The 20,777-nt window shown below is 40.2% G+C and carries 19 protein-coding genes and 3 tRNA genes; 17 read left to right on the top strand and 5 right to left on the bottom strand.

The window, feature by feature from the left end:
- The first annotated feature begins 88 nt into the window (after positions 1–88).
- From INT04_RS15695 to fghA, 6 genes are all read left to right on the top strand, one after another.
- Positions 89–165: transfer RNA gene (locus INT04_RS15695), tRNA-Met, on the top strand.
- A 5-nt stretch (positions 166–170) separates the two neighbouring features.
- A tRNA-Gln gene (locus INT04_RS15690) sits at positions 171–245 on the top strand.
- A 50-nt stretch (positions 246–295) separates the two neighbouring features.
- Positions 296–380, top strand: a tRNA-Leu gene (locus INT04_RS15685).
- A 241-nt stretch (positions 381–621) separates the two neighbouring features.
- A complete protein-coding gene (locus INT04_RS15680; protein ID WP_193017030.1) occupies positions 622–897 on the top strand; it encodes a metal-sensing transcriptional repressor in 276 nt (91 codons plus the stop codon).
- A gap of 18 nt (positions 898–915) precedes the next feature.
- Entirely contained in the window at positions 916–2,028 is a 1,113-nt protein-coding gene (locus tag INT04_RS15675; RefSeq protein WP_193017028.1) for an S-(hydroxymethyl)glutathione dehydrogenase/class III alcohol dehydrogenase, read from the top strand.
- Between the two features lie 53 nt (positions 2,029–2,081).
- Complete coding sequence (fghA, locus tag INT04_RS15670) at positions 2,082–2,912, top strand: S-formylglutathione hydrolase (RefSeq protein WP_193017026.1); 831 nt, start codon at positions 2,082–2,084, stop codon at positions 2,910–2,912.
- Between the two features lie 44 nt (positions 2,913–2,956).
- On the opposite strand, the gene ubiF is transcribed toward fghA, so the two are convergent.
- Positions 2,957–4,144: a 3-demethoxyubiquinol 3-hydroxylase gene (gene ubiF / locus INT04_RS15665; RefSeq protein WP_193017024.1), complete on the bottom strand. Its 1,188-nt coding sequence runs from the start codon at positions 4,142–4,144 to the stop codon at positions 2,957–2,959.
- Between the two features lie 205 nt (positions 4,145–4,349).
- Here ubiF and miaB point away from each other — a divergent pair, with 205 nt between their 5' ends.
- From miaB to INT04_RS15635, 6 genes are all read left to right on the top strand, one after another.
- Positions 4,350–5,780, top strand: coding sequence for a tRNA (N6-isopentenyl adenosine(37)-C2)-methylthiotransferase MiaB (miaB, locus tag INT04_RS15660; protein WP_193017023.1), 1,431 nt, complete (start codon positions 4,350–4,352; stop codon positions 5,778–5,780).
- Positions 5,781–5,808: 28 nt separating this feature from the next.
- On the top strand, positions 5,809–6,870 hold the full coding sequence (locus tag INT04_RS15655) for a PhoH family protein (protein ID WP_193017021.1): 1,062 nt from the start codon (positions 5,809–5,811) through the stop codon (positions 6,868–6,870).
- Positions 6,863–7,330, top strand: coding sequence for an rRNA maturation RNase YbeY (gene ybeY, locus INT04_RS15650; protein ID WP_193017020.1), 468 nt, complete (start codon positions 6,863–6,865; stop codon positions 7,328–7,330). The genes INT04_RS15655 and ybeY overlap by 8 nt, the downstream gene beginning before the upstream one ends.
- Before the next feature lie 71 nt (positions 7,331–7,401).
- Positions 7,402–8,283, top strand: a complete 882-nt coding sequence (corC, locus tag INT04_RS15645) for a CNNM family magnesium/cobalt transport protein CorC (protein ID WP_193017019.1) — start codon at positions 7,402–7,404, stop codon at positions 8,281–8,283.
- A gap of 7 nt (positions 8,284–8,290) precedes the next feature.
- A complete protein-coding gene (gene lnt / locus INT04_RS15640; protein ID WP_193017017.1) occupies positions 8,291–9,814 on the top strand; it encodes an apolipoprotein N-acyltransferase in 1,524 nt (507 codons plus the stop codon).
- A 71-nt stretch (positions 9,815–9,885) separates the two neighbouring features.
- Entirely contained in the window at positions 9,886–10,572 is a 687-nt protein-coding gene (locus INT04_RS15635; protein ID WP_193017015.1) for a hypothetical protein, read from the top strand.
- An 8-nt stretch (positions 10,573–10,580) separates the two neighbouring features.
- On the opposite strand, the gene INT04_RS15630 is transcribed toward INT04_RS15635, so the two are convergent.
- From INT04_RS15630 to INT04_RS15615, 4 genes are all read right to left on the bottom strand, one after another.
- Positions 10,581–11,084, bottom strand: coding sequence for a protein disulfide oxidoreductase (locus INT04_RS15630; protein ID WP_193017014.1), 504 nt, complete (start codon positions 11,082–11,084; stop codon positions 10,581–10,583).
- A complete protein-coding gene (locus INT04_RS15625; RefSeq protein ID WP_193017012.1) occupies positions 11,084–11,815 on the bottom strand; it encodes a DsbA family protein in 732 nt (243 codons plus the stop codon). The genes INT04_RS15630 and INT04_RS15625 overlap by 1 nt, the downstream gene beginning before the upstream one ends.
- Positions 11,815–13,854 (bottom strand): protein-disulfide reductase DsbD family protein, encoded by a 2,040-nt coding sequence (locus tag INT04_RS15620; RefSeq protein WP_193017011.1) that lies wholly within the window; start codon positions 13,852–13,854, stop codon positions 11,815–11,817. The genes INT04_RS15625 and INT04_RS15620 overlap by 1 nt, the downstream gene beginning before the upstream one ends.
- Before the next feature lie 85 nt (positions 13,855–13,939).
- Positions 13,940–14,329 carry a metal resistance protein gene (locus INT04_RS15615; protein ID WP_193017010.1) on the bottom strand — a complete coding sequence of 130 codons (390 nt, stop codon included), beginning with the start codon at positions 14,327–14,329 and terminating at the stop codon, positions 13,940–13,942.
- A gap of 365 nt (positions 14,330–14,694) precedes the next feature.
- Here INT04_RS15615 and INT04_RS15610 point away from each other — a divergent pair, with 365 nt between their 5' ends.
- The 5 genes from INT04_RS15610 (at position 14,695) to leuS (ending at position 20,766) form a co-directional block, all read left to right on the top strand.
- Positions 14,695–15,588: an amino acid ABC transporter substrate-binding protein gene (locus INT04_RS15610; RefSeq protein ID WP_193017009.1), complete on the top strand. Its 894-nt coding sequence runs from the start codon at positions 14,695–14,697 to the stop codon at positions 15,586–15,588.
- A 119-nt stretch (positions 15,589–15,707) separates the two neighbouring features.
- Positions 15,708–16,448: an amino acid ABC transporter permease gene (locus INT04_RS15605; protein WP_193017008.1), complete on the top strand. Its 741-nt coding sequence runs from the start codon at positions 15,708–15,710 to the stop codon at positions 16,446–16,448.
- Entirely contained in the window at positions 16,448–17,122 is a 675-nt protein-coding gene (gene gltK / locus INT04_RS15600) for a glutamate/aspartate ABC transporter permease GltK (protein ID WP_193017007.1), read from the top strand. Before INT04_RS15605 ends, gltK begins: the two co-directional genes overlap by 1 nt.
- The gene (locus tag INT04_RS15595; protein ID WP_193017006.1) at positions 17,123–17,848 is read left to right on the top strand and encodes an amino acid ABC transporter ATP-binding protein; all 726 of its coding nucleotides are present in this window, start codon (positions 17,123–17,125) and stop codon (positions 17,846–17,848) included. It abuts the gene before it with no gap.
- 335 nt (positions 17,849–18,183) lie between these two features.
- Entirely contained in the window at positions 18,184–20,766 is a 2,583-nt protein-coding gene (gene leuS / locus INT04_RS15590; protein ID WP_193017005.1) for a leucine--tRNA ligase, read from the top strand.
- Positions 20,767–20,777: the final 11 nt, after the last annotated feature.

Genomic DNA, 20,777 nt, shown 5'->3' with positions numbered 1-20,777 from the left:
GGCACCAGGTTTTGATCCTGGCATTCCCAGGTTCGAATCCTGGTATCCCAGCCATCTTCTTAAAAGAAAGATATGCTAGATTCAATATGGCTATGTAGCTCAGCTGGTTAGAGCACAACACTCATAATGTTGGGGTCACAGGTTCGAATCCCGTCATAGCCACCATTTTTTGGGATATCGCCAAGCGGTAAGGCACCAGGTTTTGATCCTGGCATTCCCAGGTTCGAATCCTGGTATCCCAGCCATATTTTGAAAGAGAGACTCTTATGAGAGTCTTTTTTTCTAAACGTTGTATGCGGGAGTGGCGAAATTGGTAGACGCACCAGATTTAGGTTCTGGCGCCGCAAGGTGTGCGAGTTCAAGTCTCGCCTTCCGCACCATTGATTATTAACGTGTTTATCACGAAATCAACGAATAAGACTCGCAAATGCGGGTCTTTTTTGTTTTTATCCCTTCTCAATCTTATCTAATCTCTCTTCTTATCCTTTCTATAGTTAAAACATCATCTTTTAAAATCACACTTTTTTAATTTTATCTTTCCTTTTCTAAGTTCTTTTGATCTTTCTGTACATGTATTCATTCAAATACTATACTCCCCTATAGTATAATTAAGGATTATGTATGCCACACACCCCAGCAGAAAAAAAAGCCGCATTAACACGTGTAAGAAAAATTAAAGGGCAACTTCTTGCATTAGAAACTGCTCTTGAAAATGAAAACGAATGTGGTCAGGTATTACAACAAATTGCCGCCATTCGAGGTGCTATCAATGGCCTTATGGCGGGAGTGCTCGAAAGTCATTTGCGTGAAGGTCTTATGGATGCCGTCGCTTCTCCTGAAGATCAAAAAAACTCCGTTGATGATGCCATCTCACTTATCCGCACTTACCTGCGTTAATAACAAAAAGGATACACCATGAAATCTCGTGCAGCGGTCGCATTTGGGCCAGGAGAACCTTTAAAAATCGTTGAAGTTGATGTAATGCCACCTCAAGCCGGTGAAGTGCTCATTAAAATTAGTCACACAGGTGTTTGCCATACAGACGCTTTTACGCTCTCTGGTGATGATCCTGAAGGTGTATTTCCCGCTATTCTAGGGCATGAAGGTGCAGGCGTTGTTGTGGAAGTTGGTGAAGGCGTCACCAGCGTTAAACCGGGTGATCATGTTATTCCACTATATACAGCCGAATGTGGTGAGTGCTTATTCTGTAAATCAGGTAAAACAAATCTTTGTGTTGCCGTCAGAGCCACACAAGGTAAAGGCCTAATGCCTGATGGGACAACACGTTTTTCTTATAATGGACAACCTATTTATCACTACATGGGATGTTCCACTTTTAGCGAATACACTGTTGTGGCTGAAGTTTCATTGGCAAAAATCAATCCAGAAGCCAATCATGAAGAAGTGTGTTTATTAGGTTGTGGTGTCACAACGGGAATTGGTGCTGTTCACAATACGGCAAAAGTACAAGAAGGTGACTCTGTTGCTGTCTTTGGTTTAGGGGGGATTGGTCTTGCTGTTCTTCAAGGTGCAAGACAAGCCAAAGCGGGTCGTATTTTTGCCATTGATACTAATTCTGAGAAATTTGCATTAGCACGTCAATTTGGGGCGACCGATTGCTTAAACCCTAATGATTATGACAAACCTATCCAGCAAGTTCTCGTCGAAATGACGCAATGGGGTATTGACCATACTTTTGAATGTATTGGTAATGTCAATGTAATGAGAGCGGCATTAGAAAGCGCCCATCGTGGCTGGGGTCAATCCATTATTATTGGTGTAGCAGGTGCTGGGCAAGAGATCTCAACCCGCCCATTCCAATTAGTGACTGGCCGTTCGTGGAAAGGTACTGCTTTTGGTGGTGTTAAAGGTCGAAGCCAATTACCCGGTATGGTTGAAGATGCTATGAAAGGCAATATCGAACTTAAGCCTTTTGTTACCCATAAACTACCGTTAGAAAAAATTAATGACGCTTTTGATTTAATGCATGAAGGTAAATCAATCCGCACGGTTATTCATTTCGATTAATCATCCTCAAGCCTATGCCTCATAGGTTTGTCTTTGTTTTTAAAGGAGTCAAAATGGAAAGGATTGAACGCCATGCCTGTTTTGGTGGTTGGCAGGATGTTTATCAACATACATCAAAGACACTTAATTGTGAGATGAAATTTGCCCTCTATCTTCCGCCTATGGAGGAAGGGCAAAATTACCCTGTTTTATATTGGTTATCGGGTTTAACTTGTAACGAACAAAATTTTATTACTAAAGCTGGTGCTCAACAATTTGCGGCACAACATAGCATTATTTTAGTTGTGCCAGATACCAGTCCTCGTGGTGAAAATGTCGCTGATGATAGTGCTTATGATTTAGGGCAAGGTGCTGGATTTTATCTTAATGCCACGCAATCTCCTTGGAATACCCATTACAAGATGTATGACTATATTGTTGATGAGCTTCCTGCATTGATTGAAGCAAATTTTCCAGTCACTAATCAGCGTGCAATTAGTGGGCATTCAATGGGGGGGCATGGTGCATTGTCCATAGCTTTACGAAATTCGGCGCGCTATAGCAGTGTATCCGCATTTTCACCCATAGTCGCACCATCACTTGTTCCTTGGGGGCAAAAGGCGTTTAAGGCTTATTTAGGAGATGATACGACACAATGGCAACAGTATGATGCCATTGCATTGATCAACAGTGCAGAAAGTGCATTACCGATGCGTGTTGATGTAGGGTTAGATGATCCCTTTTATCAAGAGCAGCTTAAACCTGAATTATTTGCGCAAGCCTGTGATAAAAAACAGTTTCCTTATCAGTTAAATTTACATCAAGGGTATGATCACAGTTACTATTTTGTGGCGAGTTTTATTGGTGAGCATATTGCTTTTCATGCCAAACATTTAAACGCTTAACGATCATGCGATGATCTTGCATAATGAGATCATCGCATTGCTTATTACTTAATACCTAAGGCATAACGCAACGCCGCTTCTTTGGCTTTTCCTGCGTGTTGTGCTGCCAATAGGCCAATATTTCTGACTAATTTCAAACCGGGTAATTGATGACTAAAGGCGTGATAAAATACATCCATCCCTGCCTGCATCACTAAATTATCAGGCATACGGCGACGCTGGTATTTTTTCAATAACGCCATTGAATCCCAAGGCTCATAATGCTTTTTCGCTTCTGCCACTAATTCCAAGAAACAATCAACATCACGATAGCCTAAGTTTACACCCTGTCCAGCTAATGGATTAATGGTATGTGCCGCATCACCCAGCAAAATAATACCATTATCAACGTAACGACTTGCATGTTGACGTGTTAATGGAAATGAACCCGCAGCAATAGGGGTGACTTTACCCAAGCGCTGAGGAAAGGCATGTTGAATTTCTTTTTCTAACTGTGTCATTGACATGCTTTGCAGTTTTCTAATTCGCTCAGGAGCGTCATACCAAACCAAACATGCCCAGTTATCAAAAAGTGGCAAATAGGCTCGTGGGCCAGAAGGATAAAAGCGTTGCCATGTTCCCTTTTCAGGGGGTAATTCTGTTTTTACTGTCACTAGCATACAAGATTGACGATATTGCCAACCATTGCTGCCAATACCCGCAAATTGACGCACTTGAGAATTTGCACCATCTGCACCCACCACTAAATTCGTGGTCACCTCATTGCCATCAGAAAGAGTCACTTTCCACTTATCATCTGAATAAGTCATTTTACTTAGACTATTTGGGCATAATAAAGTGATATTGCTATAACGTTCAGCCTCTTGCCAAAGTGCTAATTGCAAAATACGGTTTTCAACCATATACCCCAATTCAGGTAAACCTAAGCTTTTAGCATCAAAAATTACATGGGCATTTTCTTCTTCCCATGTTTCTAAGGTAAGATAAGGCGCAGAACGCATAGCTAAAACATGTTGCCATGCACCTAATTGTTTTAATAGACTTACTGACGCGCAGCTAATCGCAGAAATACGGATATCAGGATGAGATGACACATCAAAAGGTGCTGGAGACTGTCGTTCAATCATTGCAACACGCAATCCTTCTTGCGCTAGCCCAATTGCAACGGCAGCGCCAATCATCCCGCCACCCGCGATGATTGCATCAAAATCGTTTTTTACATTACTCATCATTGTTATGCCATAACTCATTACTTTAAATAATAGGTAAGCGCTGTTTCAGTTTATTTTGATTAAACTAAACGCCATAAAGAATTAGCGCCGACTTACTCTAGTCACTGACCCCACAAATGACTACAATAACCGCCTTATTGGCTTATTACACGCAACGTTTTCTAGTGATTAGCTATTGTCTCACTGAAAATACCGGATTTACACAATGTCGACGATAAAAAAACTGTACATTAAAACTTGGGGCTGTCAGATGAATGAGTACGATTCATCCAAAATGGCAGACCTACTCGAAAGCACCCACGGTTATCAGTTAACCGATGTCGCCGAAGATGCGGACATTCTACTGCTAAATACCTGTTCTATCCGTGAGAAAGCACAAGAAAAAGTCTTTCATCAGTTAGGACGCTGGAAATATTTTAAAGATAATAAACCCGATATTATCATTGGCGTTGGTGGTTGTGTTGCCTCTCAAGAAGGTGAATACATCCGCCAACGTGCGCAGTGTGTCGATATTATCTTCGGACCACAAACCTTACACCGCTTACCTGAGATGATTAATCAGGTTAAAGGAACTAAAAGCCCTGTTGTCGATATTAGCTTCCCAGAAATCGAAAAATTTGACCGTTTGCCCGAGCCTCGTGCTGATGGCCCTTCTGCATTTGTTTCTATTATGGAAGGCTGTAATAAATACTGTTCTTTCTGCGTTGTGCCTTACACTCGTGGTGAAGAAGTCAGCCGCCCTTGTGATGATGTGCTATTTGAAATTGCACAATTAGCGGCACAAGGTGTCCGTGAAGTTAACTTGTTAGGTCAAAATGTTAACGCCTATCGTGGCGCCACGTTTGATGGCCAAATTTGTAGCTTTGCTGAGTTAATTCGCTTAGTGGCAGCAATTGATGGTATTGACCGTGTTCGCTTTACCACCAGCCACCCCATCGAGTTTACTGACGATATCGTTGCAGTCTATGCTGATACGCCAGAATTAGTCAGCTACTTACACTTACCTGTACAAAGTGGTTCTGACCGCATTCTAACATTAATGAAGCGTAACCATACGGCACTTGAATACAAGAGCATCATTCGCAAATTACGCAAAGCGCGTCCAGGTATTCTGATCAGTTCAGACTTTATCATTGGTTTCCCTGATGAAACTCAAGACGACTTTGAAAAAACCATGCAATTAATTGCTGACGTTAATTTTGATATGAGCTTTAGCTTTATCTATTCTGCACGCCCAGGCACACCAGCAGCCGATTTACCCGATGACGTCAGCGAAGATGAAAAGAAACAACGTTTACATCTGTTACAACAACGCATTAATCAGCAAGCAATGAGCTTTAGCCGTGCCATGATAGGAAGTATACAACGTGTTCTCGTTGAAGGGCCTTCCCGTAAAAATGTGATGGAATTATCAGGTCGAACTGAGCATAACCGCGTAGTTAACTTTGAAGGTACACCTGATATGATTGGTAAATTCGTTGATGTTGAGATTGTAGACGTTTATGCCAACTCTCTACGTGGTAAAGTCATTAGAACGGAAGAGCAAATGGATTTACGTATCCATGAATCACCTGAATCCGTTATTGCACGTACTCGTAAAGAAGATGAATTAGGAGTAGGTGTTCACCAACCCTAATTAATCAGATTTAACAAAAGGATAATCAGTGACAGTAATAGCACACGCACAGGTAGCGACCCAAGAGATTTTCTTAGAGCCAGCTGACAATGCCCGTTTAATGAGTTTATGTGGCCCATTTGACGATAATATTAAGCAACTTGAGCGCCGTTTAGGTATCGAGATTAATCATCGTGACAACCGTTTTAAACTTACGGGAAAATCATTATGTGTTAATGCAGCTACAGGAATTTTGCGTCGCTTGTATATGGAAACCGCGCCAATTAAAAGCGTGATCCCTGATATCGACCCTGAACAAATTCACCTTGCTATCAAAGAAAGCCGTGTACTTGAGCAAAGTGATGAGCATGTTCCTGAATTTGGGAAATCGACCACTATTCGGACTAAGCGTGGTGTGATAAAACCACGTACACCGAATCAGGCACAATATATTGCTAATATTCAGACCCATGATATTACTTTTGGTATTGGGCCTGCAGGGACAGGAAAAACCTATCTGGCTGTTGCTGCCGCTGTTGATGCTCTTGAGCGTCAAGAAGTACGTCGTATCTTATTAACACGTCCTGCGGTTGAAGCTGGTGAGAAGCTGGGCTTTTTACCGGGCGACCTGAGTCAAAAAGTCGATCCTTATTTACGACCACTTTATGATGCGTTATTTGAGATGTTAGGTTTTGAAAAAGTTGAGAAACTGATAGAGCGTAATGTTATTGAAGTGGCGCCTCTTGCTTATATGCGTGGGCGAACACTGAATGACGCTTTTATTATTCTTGATGAAAGCCAAAATACCACTATTGAACAGATGAAAATGTTCTTAACACGTATCGGCTTCAACTCTAAAGCAGTTGTCACTGGGGATATTACCCAAATTGACCTGCCAAGAGGGAATAAATCAGGCTTACGTCATGCCATTGAAGTTTTATCTGATGTGAATGACTTAAGCTTTAATTTTTTCCACAGTGAAGACGTTGTACGCCACCCTGTGGTAGCCAAAATTGTTATTGCTTATGAAGCTTGGGAAACGGAAGATCAAAAACGCCGCCAAGCTATCAAAGCTGAAAAAGAGAAGCTTCAGAGAGAAAATCATGAGTGAAGTTATCCTTGATTTACAAGTGGCAACTGAAAATGCACAAGGGCTTCCTACTGAAGCTCAATTTATGACATGGTTAGAAGCCGTATTACCTCAATTTCAACCCATCAGCGAAGTGACTATTCGTATTGTTGATGAAGCAGAAAGCCACGAACTTAATCTGACATATCGTGGTAAAGACAGACCCACTAATGTGCTTTCTTTTCCTTTTGAGGCGCCACCTGAGATTGAATTACCTTTATTAGGTGATTTAATTATTTGCCGCCAAGTTGTCGAAACAGAAGCCGTTGAACAAAGTAAGACTGTTGAAGAACATTGGGCACACATGGTAATTCATGGATGTTTGCATCTTTTAGGCTATGATCATATTGAAGATGATGAAGCTGAAGAAATGGAAAGTTTAGAGACAGAAATCTTACAAAATTTAGGTTATGCAGATCCCTATTTGATAGAAAAAGAGTAACAGTTCTCTTATTTTTATGATAAATATTATATCTAATTAACCATTCAATGAGGAAAAATAGTTAAAACGCCATGAGCGACGACCAATCTTCGAGTAACGATAACCCTGGTCCTAAGAAAGGGTTTCTCACACTGCTTAATCAGTGGTTCCACGGCGAACCTAAAAACCGTGATGATCTGATGGAGCTTATCCGCGATTCTGAACAGAAAGAATTAATTGATCCTGATACCCGCGACATGCTTGAAGGGGTAATGGATATTGCTGAACAGCGTGTTCGGGATATTATGATCCCTCGCTCTCAAATCGTCACACTAAAACGCAATCAAACACTTGATGAGTGTTTAGATGTGATTGTTGACTCAGCACATTCCCGATTCCCAGTCATTAGCGAAGACAAAGATCATATTGAAGGCTTAATGATGGCAAAAGATTTATTGCCATTTATGCGTACTGACGCAGAGCCATTTAGTATGGATAAAGTCCTGCGTTCTGCGGTAGTTGTACCTGAAAGTAAACGGGTCGATCGCCTATTAAAAGAATTCCGCTCTCAACGCTATCATATGGCGATTGTCATAGATGAATTTGGAGGCGTATCAGGGCTTGTCACAATTGAAGATATTCTTGAACTTATCGTCGGCGAAATTGAAGATGAGTATGATGATGAGGATGATATTGATATTCGTCCACTGAGTCGTCACGCTTACTCAGTTCGAGCGTTAACTCAGATAGAAGATTTCAATGAAGCGTTCGGTACACATTTCAGTGATGAAGAAGTTGATACAATTGGCGGTTTAGTTATGCAAGCCTTTGGTCACCTTCCTGCTCGTGGTGAAACTATTACCATTGATAATTACCAATTTAAAGTCGTTATGGCGGATAGCCGTAAGATTATTCAGGTTTATGTGCATATCCCCGATGATGCACCGATCCCTGACTTAGGTAACGATGCGTAGGATATAAATGAATAATATCTCTTTCTTAAACCGCCAGTGGGTTCGCGCCCTTCTGGCGGTTTTTTTCGGTGCCATCGGCACATTCGCGTTTTCACCTTTTGATTTTTGGCCCGCGGCCTTAATTTCATTGTCGGGTCTATTATTTATCATAACCCAACGCACTACTCGCCAAGGTGCATTTCTTGGCTTTGCTTGGGGCTTTGGGTTATTTGGTAGTGGTGTAAATTGGGTTTATGTCAGCATTGCTGATTTTGGCGGTATGCCGTTTGCGATAAATATCTTTTTAGTGATTTTATTAGCACTCTATTTATCGCTCTATACCCTGCTCTTTGCCGGTTTACTCAATAAGTTTTTTCCAAACCCCACACTTTGGCGGTTTGTGTTTGCAGCACCTGCATTATGGCAACTTACTGAGTTTCTAAGAGGCTGGGTATTATCTGGCTTTCCTTGGCTCCAATTTGGTTATAGCCAAATAGATGGCCCATTAAAAGGAATTGCCCCTATTTTTGGGGTAACGATGATAACGTTACTACTGACTATGATCAGTGGATTAATTGTATTAGCGCTCTATCGAAAATCAATTTATAGCATTGTTGTAGCTGCACTTTTATTACTGCTTCCTATTAGCTTTAAATCCTATCAGTGGTATCAACCTTTAGCAGATGAAACGCAAGAAATCGCATTGATTCAAGGTAATATTGCACAATCTTTAAAATGGCAACCAGGCACGTTAGAGAGTACGTTAAAGACCTATCTCACCTTAAGTCGCCCTTTTATCGGTAACGCAAACCTGATTATTTGGCCTGAATCTGCTATTCCTGACATTGAAATTCAACAACAAGGCTTTTTAGCCGAGCTTGATAAGCAACTAAGAGATCAAGATACCCACTTAATGACGGGGATTATTGATGCTCGCCCAACATTAGAAGGCTATCGCTTTTACAATAGTGTTATCACCCTAGGTGAGCACTATGCTTATCAATATCCAGCGACCGACCGTTATAATAAACATCATCTTGTTCCTTTTGGTGAATATGTCCCGTTAGAATCGTTATTACGACCATTAGCACCATTCTTTAATTTACCAATGTCATCATTAAGCCAAGGGGAATATGTTCAACCCCAGCTTACCGTTAATGATGCCAAAATTACCGCTGCTATCTGCTATGAAATTATTTTAGGTGAGCAAGTTCGTGCTAATTTCAAACCTGATACACGATTCTTATTAACGATTTCTAATGATGCGTGGTTTGGCAATTCAATCGGCCCTTGGCAGCATTTTCAAATGGCGAGAATGCGCTCATTAGAATTAGGTCGTCCATTATTACGCTCAACCAATAACGGTATTACAGCCTTTATTGCCGCCAACGGTGATGTAATTTCTCAACTTCCTCAATTTGAAGAAGGTGCTTTAGCGGAAAAAATGACACCAACAACAGGATTAACCCCTTATTATAAATGGGGTAATACACCATTGTGGATACTGGTTGGATTATTTTTTATTATCGCCTTTATTAAACGCCGTAATTAAAATGAATAAAGCCCAACCTTATTAAGTTAATATTAATTAGGTTGGGCTTTCTCTAATAAAAGGGCTTTATCATGGAACATTACCCTGAACATATTCTCGATATTATTTGGCAAAGAACTAAAAAAATATCAACAGATAATGAAACAAAGGGTTTTCGTACAGATAAAGAAAATAAATGGATCCAACGCCAGATGTTCAATCGGCAACAACATGAATTTGGCTGGGTATTATCAAAACAACCAGAGTCAATTAATCAACTTATTGAAGATAAAACCATTGTACCTGTGCATTGGGAAACTGCGATTAATATTCAACAAAAACAAGAAGCTGAATCTAAACGCGTTAATGTCACCTTACTTGAGCCACCAGCACTATCTCAATTAATTCAGTCATCAGCCGATATTCAATCTTATTGGCAATATGCTCATAAAATTTCCAGCAACAACGAAGAAAAAGGTTTTCGTAAAGATTATTATGGTTATATTATTCAGCAAAATGCGTTCGGAGATAAACTGCATCAATATGGTTGGACATTGGCCCAATTAACACCTACGAATAAAAATAATCAAACCGTTATCTCTATTAATATTGTGCCAATACATATTAATACTTCAAAACGCATTGCCGATGAAAAAATGTTAATAGCTCAAAATACCCAAGAAGCAAAAATTGAGCGTAGACGTAAAAATATTATTTATGAAATAATTTATTTTATTGCCAGCTTACCCGGTATTATTTTTTCTTTACTTAAATTCTGATAACCCATTTAGATAGAAGCCCACCATAAACGTAGTTTTAATCCCCACGAAGATGACCAGCCGCTAGTAAAGCCTACCATTTCCCCTTTATAAACAATAACAAATGAAGGTGTTGCACTAATTTCCCACTGCTGAGAAATATCGCCTCGGCTATCATTTATGACAGGAAATACCAATCCTTTAGATTGAATACCGCGCTCTAACTTTGCATTGTCACCAGAACGGATCGCTACTGATGTCACGTTATAACCATCTTGTGCTAACGAATTCACTGCAGGTGTTGTCAATTTACAAACACCACACCAAGTTGCCCAAAAATAGATTAACAAAGGCTTTTCAGCACTTAATTCAGCTAAAGAGATAACTTGATTATCAACAGTATAAAGCTCTGGTAAATTCGTTAAGGCAGGTGGCGTAGGTTGACGCCACCAGTCCATTGCAAAAGAGGCCAAAACGAAAATGACGATCAGAACAATCAGTTCTTTGCTCCATTTTCGTAAGCGACTACGCATTATTTTTTCACTTTAGCCAGTTGTTCTTTCACAATGAGTTCTAGCTGAGCATAATCGACTGCGCCCGGAATAACCATATCACCAACAACAGTTGCTGGTGTGCCTTGGATACCCAATTTACGGGAAAGATCTAAGTTATTTTGTAACGCTTTTAAGCTGTCATCTGTTAATTTTACTTTGCTTGTATTGGTTGTTTTCATTGCATCTTCAATACTTGCATTATCTAGCATTGTTTTCTTTTGCATTAAACGTTGGTGTAACGCTAAGAAAGCGTTAGGATCTTCTTTCCACACTGAAAGCACAGCTTGAGAAGCTTTTGCAGAACTTTCGCCTTTAAATGGTAATGGCTTAATGACAACCGCCACTTCAGGGTAGTCTGCTGTGATTTTTTCTAATAATGGGTCAAAGCGTTTGCAATAAGGGCAGTTGTAGTCAGTAAAGGAGACTAATACTAACTTAGCGTCTTTAGCACCAATACGAGGACTTGCTGCATCGTTATATAGCGCATCGTGTTCCGCTTTTAATGCAGTACGGAATTGAGTTTGTTGCTCATCCGCTTTCTGCGCTTGTAATGCAGTAATAGCTTCTTCTAAAATCTCAGGGTTTTTGATTAATGTATCACGAACAAGTGCACGTACTTCTTTTTCTTGATCAGCGCTTAATGCCGCAGCTTGCACATTTGCACCAAAAAGTAACGACGAGATAACCAGTGCAGAAAGTGTTTTTTTCATTATTGGGCTCCTTTAGCCTCTGAAAGAACAGTCAATGTTGAATCTTTATTTAAAAGAGGGGGTAATACCACGCCATCTTTATGGCAAGGTCCATAAACTTGATTAAAAGGGACTGCAACTTGACCACGGTGTTTTAAAAACTGGGTGATCTTATCAGAGGGTTTAGTCCAATCCCCTCTTAATGCGACAACATCAGGCTCTGAAAGTGCAGCCTGAATATCTTCTCGCAATAATACATTGTATTTGTTTGCTTTGCAGGTCACACACCAATCCGCTGTGACATCAACAAAGACACGTTTATTATCCGCTAATGCTTGGTGAATTGCTTCTTCTGATAAAGGCTGCCAATTTACCGCATCTTGGCCTGCAAGTGTTTGACTTTCGGGTTGTGCCACAAATAAGTAAGTCCCCCCCCCTAAAAAGAGTGCAACCACTGTAGAAATAAGCATAACCTTTTTGCCATAGTGCTGTGCAATTGCCAGTAATAAAGCCAACGTGATCACAATGAAAATACCAATAACAATCGGTATTCCCAAATGAGGGATCAACAAGGTAATTAGCCAAATACTCGATAACAACATCATAAAGCCTAAAATAACTCTTAGGCGATTCATCCATTTACCTGGTTTTGGCAACACTTTCGCGACAGAGGGAAATATTGCTACTAATATCCAAGGTAAGCTCATTCCAACCCCTAATGCAGTAAAAATAAGCCATAATTCACTTAACGGTGCAATTAATGCATACGCCACAGCAGTACCTAAAAATGGTGCAGAGCAAGGCGTTGCCAGCAAAGTGGCAAATGCCCCTTCCCAAAAATGACGACCATATCCTTGTCCTCCCGCCGTTGCCATTTTGGTATTTACATTGCTACTTAAGCGCAATTCAAATAAACCAAATAAATTAGCAGTAAAAATAGCGGTGACTAACACCATAAAACCGATAAACCAAGGGCTTTGGAATTGAATTCCCCAACCAAGGGCTTCTTGACTATAACGTAATCCTGTCATAAACAAAGCAAGCGCCCAAAATGAGACTAATATTCCTAAAACAGACACAGAAAATTGTTTGCGAATAACGCCTTTATCCCGATTTTCAAGATGCAATATTGAACCGAGTTTCATGGCAAGCACAGGCAACACACAAGGCATTAAATTTAGAATTAATCCGCCCAATAATGCAAAAGCTAAGATACTCCAAAGTGCGACACCTGAATTGGATGTGGGAGTTACGCCTGTTTCACCATGCCCAACGGTATCATTTATTTGACGGGAAAAATTTTGGTCAGTGATGACAAATGAAAGTGCTTTACCTGAAATATCTCCCGCAGCATCGCCCCAATCATCGGTTACATCAACTGTCACAAATAAGTTATTTTTTTGATGATTTAGTTGTGGAATGCCATAAAGCATCCCTTCTGGAGGGTCAAGATAAATATTAGGTTTAACCCAATCACCTTGTTCTTTTTGTAACGAAATAGTGAGTTGACTATTGTTATAATCAGAAGACACCGATGACACTAATCCCGTCGCAACAGGAATTTTTGCCATGGCTTGATTATATTGCCATTCAAAATCAGCAGGTGCTGGCTCAGTGAGATCAAGTTCTAACGTGTAGTCTGTTAAAATACAGACATTACTGCATGTTGATAGCGTTAAGACACCGTGTAAACGGTCATTATTAACTGATGTAAGATCAATAGGAAAAACAACCTGCTTATCATATCCTTGAGTATGAATACCGGCTACATCAAAAGCAGAAGGTGATGGCCAATGCCATACTATCTCGCCCACCTCTTGTGACCAATTAATTTCAGGTGCAATCCCACCTTCACCAGGAGAACGCCAATAGGTTTTCCACCCAGATTCAAGTTGCACTTCAAGTAACACTTTTACATCACCAGCAGGTGACTTTTGTGCTGTTGCCCTAACCTGTGAATGAGTATTATCAGGCATAGTTAACCAGCCTGTATCAGCAGCTTGAGATGGCGATAAAGTGAATAGCGTTAATACCAACGCCATAATAAAAGAACGATACATAATAACTCCCTAAAAATTCCTACAACGCTACACATAGAGCAACGCCCAAAGATAGACATGCAATCTTTTAGCTAAAAGGAAATTTCTAATCCCTCAAAATACAATAATGAAGGTGAAGTCTTATCGGTGGAGGTGGATGATGGTGTTTTTTCTGATTACGCTGACGAGAGACGTAAATTGCAGCCATACTTAATAATAGTAATACAGCCCACGAATGGAAAAAGGGTTCTATTGTTAATGGAGGTACAGATAATAATGACTTAGCGCTTAATTCACAGGTAGACAATGAATAAGGATGTTCTGTTGCACTATTATCATCAGCAATCGGCATTGATAGTGGATATTGTGTTTGAGAAACAGCCGTCGCTAAGCGCTCACTAATGATGTGTGCACCCAATGAACGCTGAACAATACAACACAATATCAGCAAAACTGTTATCACCACTAGCCAGCGACCTGACCGCCAATTACTCATAGATGTTCCTCATCAATATGACTCGCTATCTTAACGGTAATCTACAGACAAACAACTCCTTAAGATAAACTTTACAAATCCCTACTTATTTTATTTTACGTATTATCTCAAACTTTTATTTTTACCCTTTATTTTTATAAGGTTTCTACTACAATAATTTTAATTATTGAAAACAGCTTCCAAAAAAATCATTAACAACATTTGATTTCATTCTTTTATTGAGAGATACCTCTCGTATTTCATAAATTACACTTCCCAACCGTATGTTATTTGTTCTATTTATTAACATTACCAAAACAAATTAAAACAAAAAAGAAACACAAAGCAACACACTCATATCACTTATCACCACGACAGGAGTTATTATGCACATGCGTAAACTAGCATTATCATTAATGATTTTAGGGGCTGCAGGAGCAGTGCAGGCAGAAGAACTCACTGGAACCTTAAAAAAAATCAATGACAACGATATTATTATTGTTGGACACAGAGAATCCTCTGTTCCTTTTTCTTACTATGATAACCAACAAAAGGTGGTTGGTTACTCTCAAGACTATTCCAATCTAATTGTGCAAGCTGTAAAAGATAAAATAGGTAAACCTAATCTACAGGTTCGCCTTATCCCAATCACATCTCAGAATCGCATTCCATTATTACAAAATGGTACATTTGATTTTGAATGTGGCTCAACAACCAATAATGAAGCTCGCCAACAACAAGCTGGTTTCTCCAATACTATTTTTATCGTAGGTACACGTTTATTGGCGAAAAAAGACGGTGGAATTAAAGATTTCACAGACTTATCAGGTAAAAACGTGGTTGTCACATCAGGCACAACGTCTGAGATGCTACTCAATAAACTGAATGATGAGAAAAAAATGAACATGCGCATTATCAGCGCAAAAGATCATGGCGACTCATTCCGTACGCTTGAATCAGGTCGTGCTGTCGCCTTTATGATGGATGATGCCTTGCTGGCAGGTGAACGTGCTAAAGCCAAAAAACCAGGTCAGTGGGAAATTGTAGGTACACCACAATCTGAAGAAGCTTATGGCTGTATGTTGCGTAAAGATGATGCTCAATTCAAAGCATTAATTGATGAAACTATTGCTACAGCACAAAAATCAGGTGAGGCAGAAAAATCCTTCAATCGCTGGTTTAATGCGCCAATCCCGCCTAAAAATCTTAACCTAGAATTTACTATCTCTGATGAAATGAAAGCTTTATTTGCATCACCAAATGACAAAGCATTGAACTAATAAATGTACATAAGCAATTGATGCAAAATTAATAATTATAAAGTATCTGTTGGACAGACAGATCAGTGAAGTTTGGGGCAGCCGTTCCCTGCCCCTATTTTTTCACCGGAGGTGAAATCATGTCGATTGATTGGGATTGGGGGATATTTTTCCAAGAAGCCCCTTTCGGAAACACCACATACTTTGGATGGCTGGTCTCTGGTTTTCAAGTCACCATTGCCTTATCTTTATGCGCTTGGGTTATTGCCTTTCTTGTCGGTTCTTTATTCGGGATTTTACGCACCGTACCTAATCGTTGGCTCTCCAGTTTAGGCACTATTTATGTTGAGCTATTTCGTAACGTACCCCTTATTGTTCAATTTTTTACGTGGTATTTAGTTATTCCTGAGCTATTACCACAATCTATTGGCGACTGGTTCAAAATGGATTTAGCGCCAAATGTGCAGTTTTTTGTCTCTTCAGCACTCTGTTTAGGCTTATTTACTGCTGCACGTATGTGTGAGCAAGTCAGAGCTGCAATCAACTCATTACCCCGTGGTCAAAAAGCGGCTGGACTCGCCTTGGGCCTAACATTACCTCAGACTTACCGTTATGTTTTATTGCCTAATGCATATCGAGTCATTATTCCCCCTATGACCTCTGAAATGCTTAATTTAGTGAAAAACTCAGCGATAGCCTCCACCATTGGTCTTATTGATATGGCGGCACAAGCAAATAAATTGCTCGATTATTCAGCCAAAGCCTATGAGTCATTCACCGCAATTACACTCGCCTATGTCTTTATTAACGTCATCATAATGTTAATCATGAATTGGCTTGAAAAACGTGTTCGCTTACCGGGCACAACAGGAGGTCAATAATGTACGAGTTTGACTGGAGTTCTGTTGTTCCAAGCCTACCGTTTTTAGTAGATGGAATGGCAATTACCTTAAAAATTACCATCACCGCAATTGTTGTAGGAATTTTATGGGGTACAGTGCTGGCTGTTATGCGGTTATCCACCTTTAAACCTATTCGTTGGTTTGCAGCTGCTTACGTTAATACCTTCCGTTCTATTCCATTAGTCATGGTATTACTGTGGTTTTATTTAATTGTGCCTAACATATTACAAAATGTTCTAGGCCTTTCACCAAAAAATGATATCCGTTTAATTTCAGCGATGATAGCGTTCTCATTATTTGAAGCTGCGTATTACTCTGAAATTATAAGGGCCGGTATTCAAAGCGTCAGCAAAGGGCAATTCTCCGCCTCACTCGCATTGGGAATGACAAAGTCACAAACCATGCGTTTAGTGATTTTACCCCAAGCATTTCGAGCTATGATCCCGCTTTTACTGACTCAAGGGATTGTATTATTCCAAGATACCTCCTTAGTTTACGTATTAAGCCTTACTGACTTTTTCAGAACAGCCGCAAATATTGGAGAGCGAGACGGAACACAGGTTGAGATGATCCTCTTTGCTGGATTTGTTTATTTTGTCATTAGCTTTGCAGCCTCAATGTTAGTGAACTTTCTTAAAAAAAGGACTACCTAGATGATTTCCCTAAAAGATGTATCTAAATGGTATGGTCAGTTCCAAGTACTGACTGAATGTTCCACTGAAGTTAAAAAGGGGGAAGTTGTTGTTGTCTGTGGACCTTCAGGTTCAGGTAAATCAACGCTAATCAAAACGGTTAATGGCCTAGAACCCATACAACAAGGCGAAATTCTTGTTAATGACATAAAGGTGAATGATAAACATACCGATCTTGCTAAATTACGAGCAAAAGTAGGTATGGTGTTTCAACACTTTGAGCTATTCCCTCACCTTTCTATTATTGAAAATCTTACACTCGCGCAAGTAAAAGTACTCAATAGAAATAAAGATGCCGCAAAAGAAAAAGGCTTAAAGTTATTAGAACGTGTTGGCTTAGCCAGTCATGCGAATAAATACCCTGCCCAACTTTCGGGTGGTCAGCAGCAACGTGTCGCCATCGCTCGTGCTTTATGTATGGATCCTATTGCAATGTTATTTGATGAACCCACATCAGCACTTGATCCTGAAATGATTAATGAAGTGCTGGATGTTATGGTTGAGCTTGCAAATGAAGGCATGACTATGATGGTGGTGACTCATGAAATGGGATTTGCCAAAAAAGTGGCTGACCGTATTATTTTTATGGATGAAGGTCGCATTGTGGAAGATAGACTTAAAAATGACTTCTTTGATAATCCGAAATCAGATCGAGCAAAAGATTTTCTAGCCAAAATTCTGCACTAATTCTCACATCTCATAATGACGAACACTCGCTGGCGTACTTCATGTGCGCCAGCAAACATAATTTTTTAGATAAATCTCGCAACTTAATATCAAATAATTCTTATTTTCCGCAATATCAAAACATCTTCACAAAAAATCACGCATTTATTACATTGAAATGGGGTTGGTTTTCAGCATATCTCGTAATTTGCTGGAAAAAGTTATGCAAACAATGGCTTTCATTAAGAAAGACTGTTGTGGCTATTAGACAAAATCAGCTATGCTATGCAAGTCTTAATTTCATTATAGCGGTTACCCTCCGGTAGCCATTAATTCACCATAGGATTATCGGTGCCATGCAAGAACAATATCGTCCCGAAGATATAGAGCAAACTATCCAGGAACACTGGGAAAAGAACAATACATTTAAAGTGACAGAAGATAATAACAAAGAAAAATATTACTGCCTGTCAATGCTACCTTATCCTTCTGGCCGACTACACATGGGACACGTCCGTAACTACACCATTGGTGACGTGATTTCCCGTTATCAACGTATGCTAGGTAAAAATGTCTTACAACCTATCGGTTGGGATGCATTTGGTTTACCAGCAGAAGGTGCTGCAGTAAAAAATAACACCGCACCCGCACCATGGACTTACGAAAACATTGATTACATGAAAAACCAGTTAAAGAAACTGGGTTTTGGTTACGATTGGGATCGTGAAATCACAACATGTACGCCAGAGTATTATCGCTGGGAACAATGGTTCTTTACTAAGTTATATGAAAAAGGCTTAGTGTATAAAAAAACCTCTGCAGTTAACTGGTGCCCACATGACTTAACCGTATTAGCCAACGAACAAGTGATTGATGGTTGCTGCTGGCGTTGTGATACCCCTGTTGAACGCAAAGAAATTCCACAGTGGTTCATTAAAATTACAGATTACGCAGAAGAACTATTAAACGATTTAGATACGTTAGATGAATGGCCTGAACAAGTTAAGACCATGCAACGTAACTGGATTGGCCGTTCTGAAGGTGTCGAAATTACCTTTGATGTTGCCGATAGCGACGACAAAATGACCGTTTATACAACGCGTCCAGATACCTTTATGGGTGTGACTTATGTCGCTGTTGCTGCAGGTCACCCATTAGCGCAAAAAGCCGCCCAAAATAACCCTGAAATTCAACACTTCATTGATGAATGCCGTAATATGAAAATGGCAGAAGCCGATATGGCAACCATGGAGAAAAAAGGGATTGCAACAGGCCTTTATGCCATTCATCCATTAACGAAAGAAAAAGTCGCTATTTGGGTCGCTAACTTTGTCTTAATGGAATACGGCACAGGCGCCGTTATGGCAGTTCCAGGTCATGACGAACGCGATTGGGAATTTGCAACTAAATATAGCTTACCAATTAAGGCCGTTATTGCTGATGCTGAAGGTAATCAACCTGATTTATCTGAAGGCGCGTTAACCGAGAAAAATAGCCTGATCAATTCAGGTGAGTTCTCTGGTTTAGATAACCAAGCTGGCTTTAACGCGATTGCAGATAAACTTGCAGAAATGGGTGTTGGTGAACGTAAAATCAACTACCGTTTACGTGACTGGGGGGTTTCTCGTCAACGTTATTGGGGGGCGCCAATTCCAATGGCAACCTTAGAAGACGGGACAGTGGTTTCTATTCCTGATGACCAATTACCGGTTATTTTGCCAGAAGACGTGAAAATGGACGGGATTACCAGTCCGATTAAAGCTGACCCTGAATGGGCAAAAACCACCATAAATGGTCAACCTGCACTACGTGAAACCGATACTTTTGATACCTTTATGGAATCGTCTTGGTATTACGCACGTTATACCTGCCCTGATTACGATAAAGGCATGTTAGATCCCAAAGCTGCTAACTATTGGTTACCTGTTGACTGGTATATTGGTGGTATCGAACATGCCATCATGCACTTAATGTATTTCCGCTTCTTCCATAAACTGATGCGTGATGCTGGTTTAGTAAACTCTGATGAGCCTGCAAAACGTTTACTGTGTCAAGGTATGGTCTTAGCAGATGCGTTCTATCACACGGGTGAAGATGGTGCTCGTCACTGGGTATCACCAGCAGAAGCTATTGTTGAACGTGATGAGAAAAATCGCATCATTAAAGCAATGGACAGTGAAGGCCATGAACTGACTTATGCAGGCATGAGCAAAATGTCTAAGTCTAAAAATAACGGTATCGACCCGCAAACTATGGTTGAACGTTATGGTGCAGACACCGTTCGTTTATTTATGATGTTTGCAGCACCACCAGAATTAACACTAGAATGGCAAGAATCTAGCGTTGAAGGTGCTAACCGTTTCTTACGCCGTTTATGGCGTTTAGTGCACGAGCATACACAAAAAGGGGCGACACAATCGCTTGATCTTTCTGCATTGACAGAAGAACAAAAAGATTTACGCCGTGATTTACATAAAACTATCGCAAAAGTGTCTGATGATGTAGGTCGTCGCTTAGCCTTTAATACGGCAATTGCAGCAATCATGGAGTTAATGAATAAATTAACTCGTGCATCACAAGAGACCGAACAAGATCGCGCATTAATGCAAGAAGCATTAGAAGCCATCGTTCGCATGCTTTCTCCAATCATTCCTCACGCTTGTTTTGTTATGTGGCAAGCATTAGGTGGAAAAGAGGAAGTGGATGTTGCACCATGGCCTGTTGCTGATGAAGAAGCCATGATTGATGACACTAAACTCATTATTGTTCAAGTGAATGGTAAAGTGCGTGGTCGTGTCACTGTTCCTGCTAATTCAGAAAAAGAATATGTTCAGGAAATGGCAACAAAAGAGTACAGTGTTGCTAAATACTTGGAAGATGTGACCGTCCGTAAAGTCATCTATGTTCCAGGCAAATTACTGAACATCGTTGTTGGCTGATAAGGAGGCCT

Origin of the sequence: Proteus sp. FME41 (assembly GCF_014897315.1) — a bacterium.
Taxonomy (GTDB): Bacteria; Pseudomonadota; Gammaproteobacteria; order Enterobacterales; family Enterobacteriaceae; genus Proteus.
This window is presented reverse-complemented; position numbering and strand designations above follow the sequence as displayed.

What these genes read in the sequence shown, in the direction of transcription:
- INT04_RS15595 (WP_193017006.1), top strand. Translation starts at nt 17,123, where the DNA reads ATGATTTCCCTAAAAGATGTATCTAAATGGTATGGTCAGTTCCAAGTA.
- INT04_RS15605 (WP_193017008.1), top strand. Translation starts at nt 15,708, where the DNA reads ATGTCGATTGATTGGGATTGGGGGATATTTTTCCAAGAAGCCCCTTTC.
- INT04_RS15625 (WP_193017012.1), bottom strand. Translation starts at nt 11,815, where the DNA reads ATGAAAAAAACACTTTCTGCACTGGTTATCTCGTCGTTACTTTTTGGT.
- INT04_RS15615 (WP_193017010.1), bottom strand. Translation starts at nt 14,329, where the DNA reads ATGAGTAATTGGCGGTCAGGTCGCTGGCTAGTGGTGATAACAGTTTTG.
- fghA (WP_193017026.1), top strand. Translation starts at nt 2,082, where the DNA reads ATGGAAAGGATTGAACGCCATGCCTGTTTTGGTGGTTGGCAGGATGTT.
- gltK (WP_193017007.1), top strand. Translation starts at nt 16,448, where the DNA reads ATGTACGAGTTTGACTGGAGTTCTGTTGTTCCAAGCCTACCGTTTTTA.
- corC (WP_193017019.1), top strand. Translation starts at nt 7,402, where the DNA reads ATGAGCGACGACCAATCTTCGAGTAACGATAACCCTGGTCCTAAGAAA.
- lnt (WP_193017017.1), top strand. Translation starts at nt 8,291, where the DNA reads ATGAATAATATCTCTTTCTTAAACCGCCAGTGGGTTCGCGCCCTTCTG.
- ubiF (WP_193017024.1), bottom strand. Translation starts at nt 4,144, where the DNA reads ATGATGAGTAATGTAAAAAACGATTTTGATGCAATCATCGCGGGTGGC.
- leuS (WP_193017005.1), top strand. Translation starts at nt 18,184, where the DNA reads ATGCAAGAACAATATCGTCCCGAAGATATAGAGCAAACTATCCAGGAA.
- INT04_RS15630 (WP_193017014.1), bottom strand. Translation starts at nt 11,084, where the DNA reads ATGCGTAGTCGCTTACGAAAATGGAGCAAAGAACTGATTGTTCTGATC.
- INT04_RS15620 (WP_193017011.1), bottom strand. Translation starts at nt 13,854, where the DNA reads ATGTATCGTTCTTTTATTATGGCGTTGGTATTAACGCTATTCACTTTA.
- INT04_RS15675 (WP_193017028.1), top strand. Translation starts at nt 916, where the DNA reads ATGAAATCTCGTGCAGCGGTCGCATTTGGGCCAGGAGAACCTTTAAAA.
- miaB (WP_193017023.1), top strand. Translation starts at nt 4,350, where the DNA reads ATGTCGACGATAAAAAAACTGTACATTAAAACTTGGGGCTGTCAGATG.
- ybeY (WP_193017020.1), top strand. Translation starts at nt 6,863, where the DNA reads ATGAGTGAAGTTATCCTTGATTTACAAGTGGCAACTGAAAATGCACAA.
- INT04_RS15680 (WP_193017030.1), top strand. Translation starts at nt 622, where the DNA reads ATGCCACACACCCCAGCAGAAAAAAAAGCCGCATTAACACGTGTAAGA.
- INT04_RS15610 (WP_193017009.1), top strand. Translation starts at nt 14,695, where the DNA reads ATGCACATGCGTAAACTAGCATTATCATTAATGATTTTAGGGGCTGCA.
- INT04_RS15635 (WP_193017015.1), top strand. Translation starts at nt 9,886, where the DNA reads ATGGAACATTACCCTGAACATATTCTCGATATTATTTGGCAAAGAACT.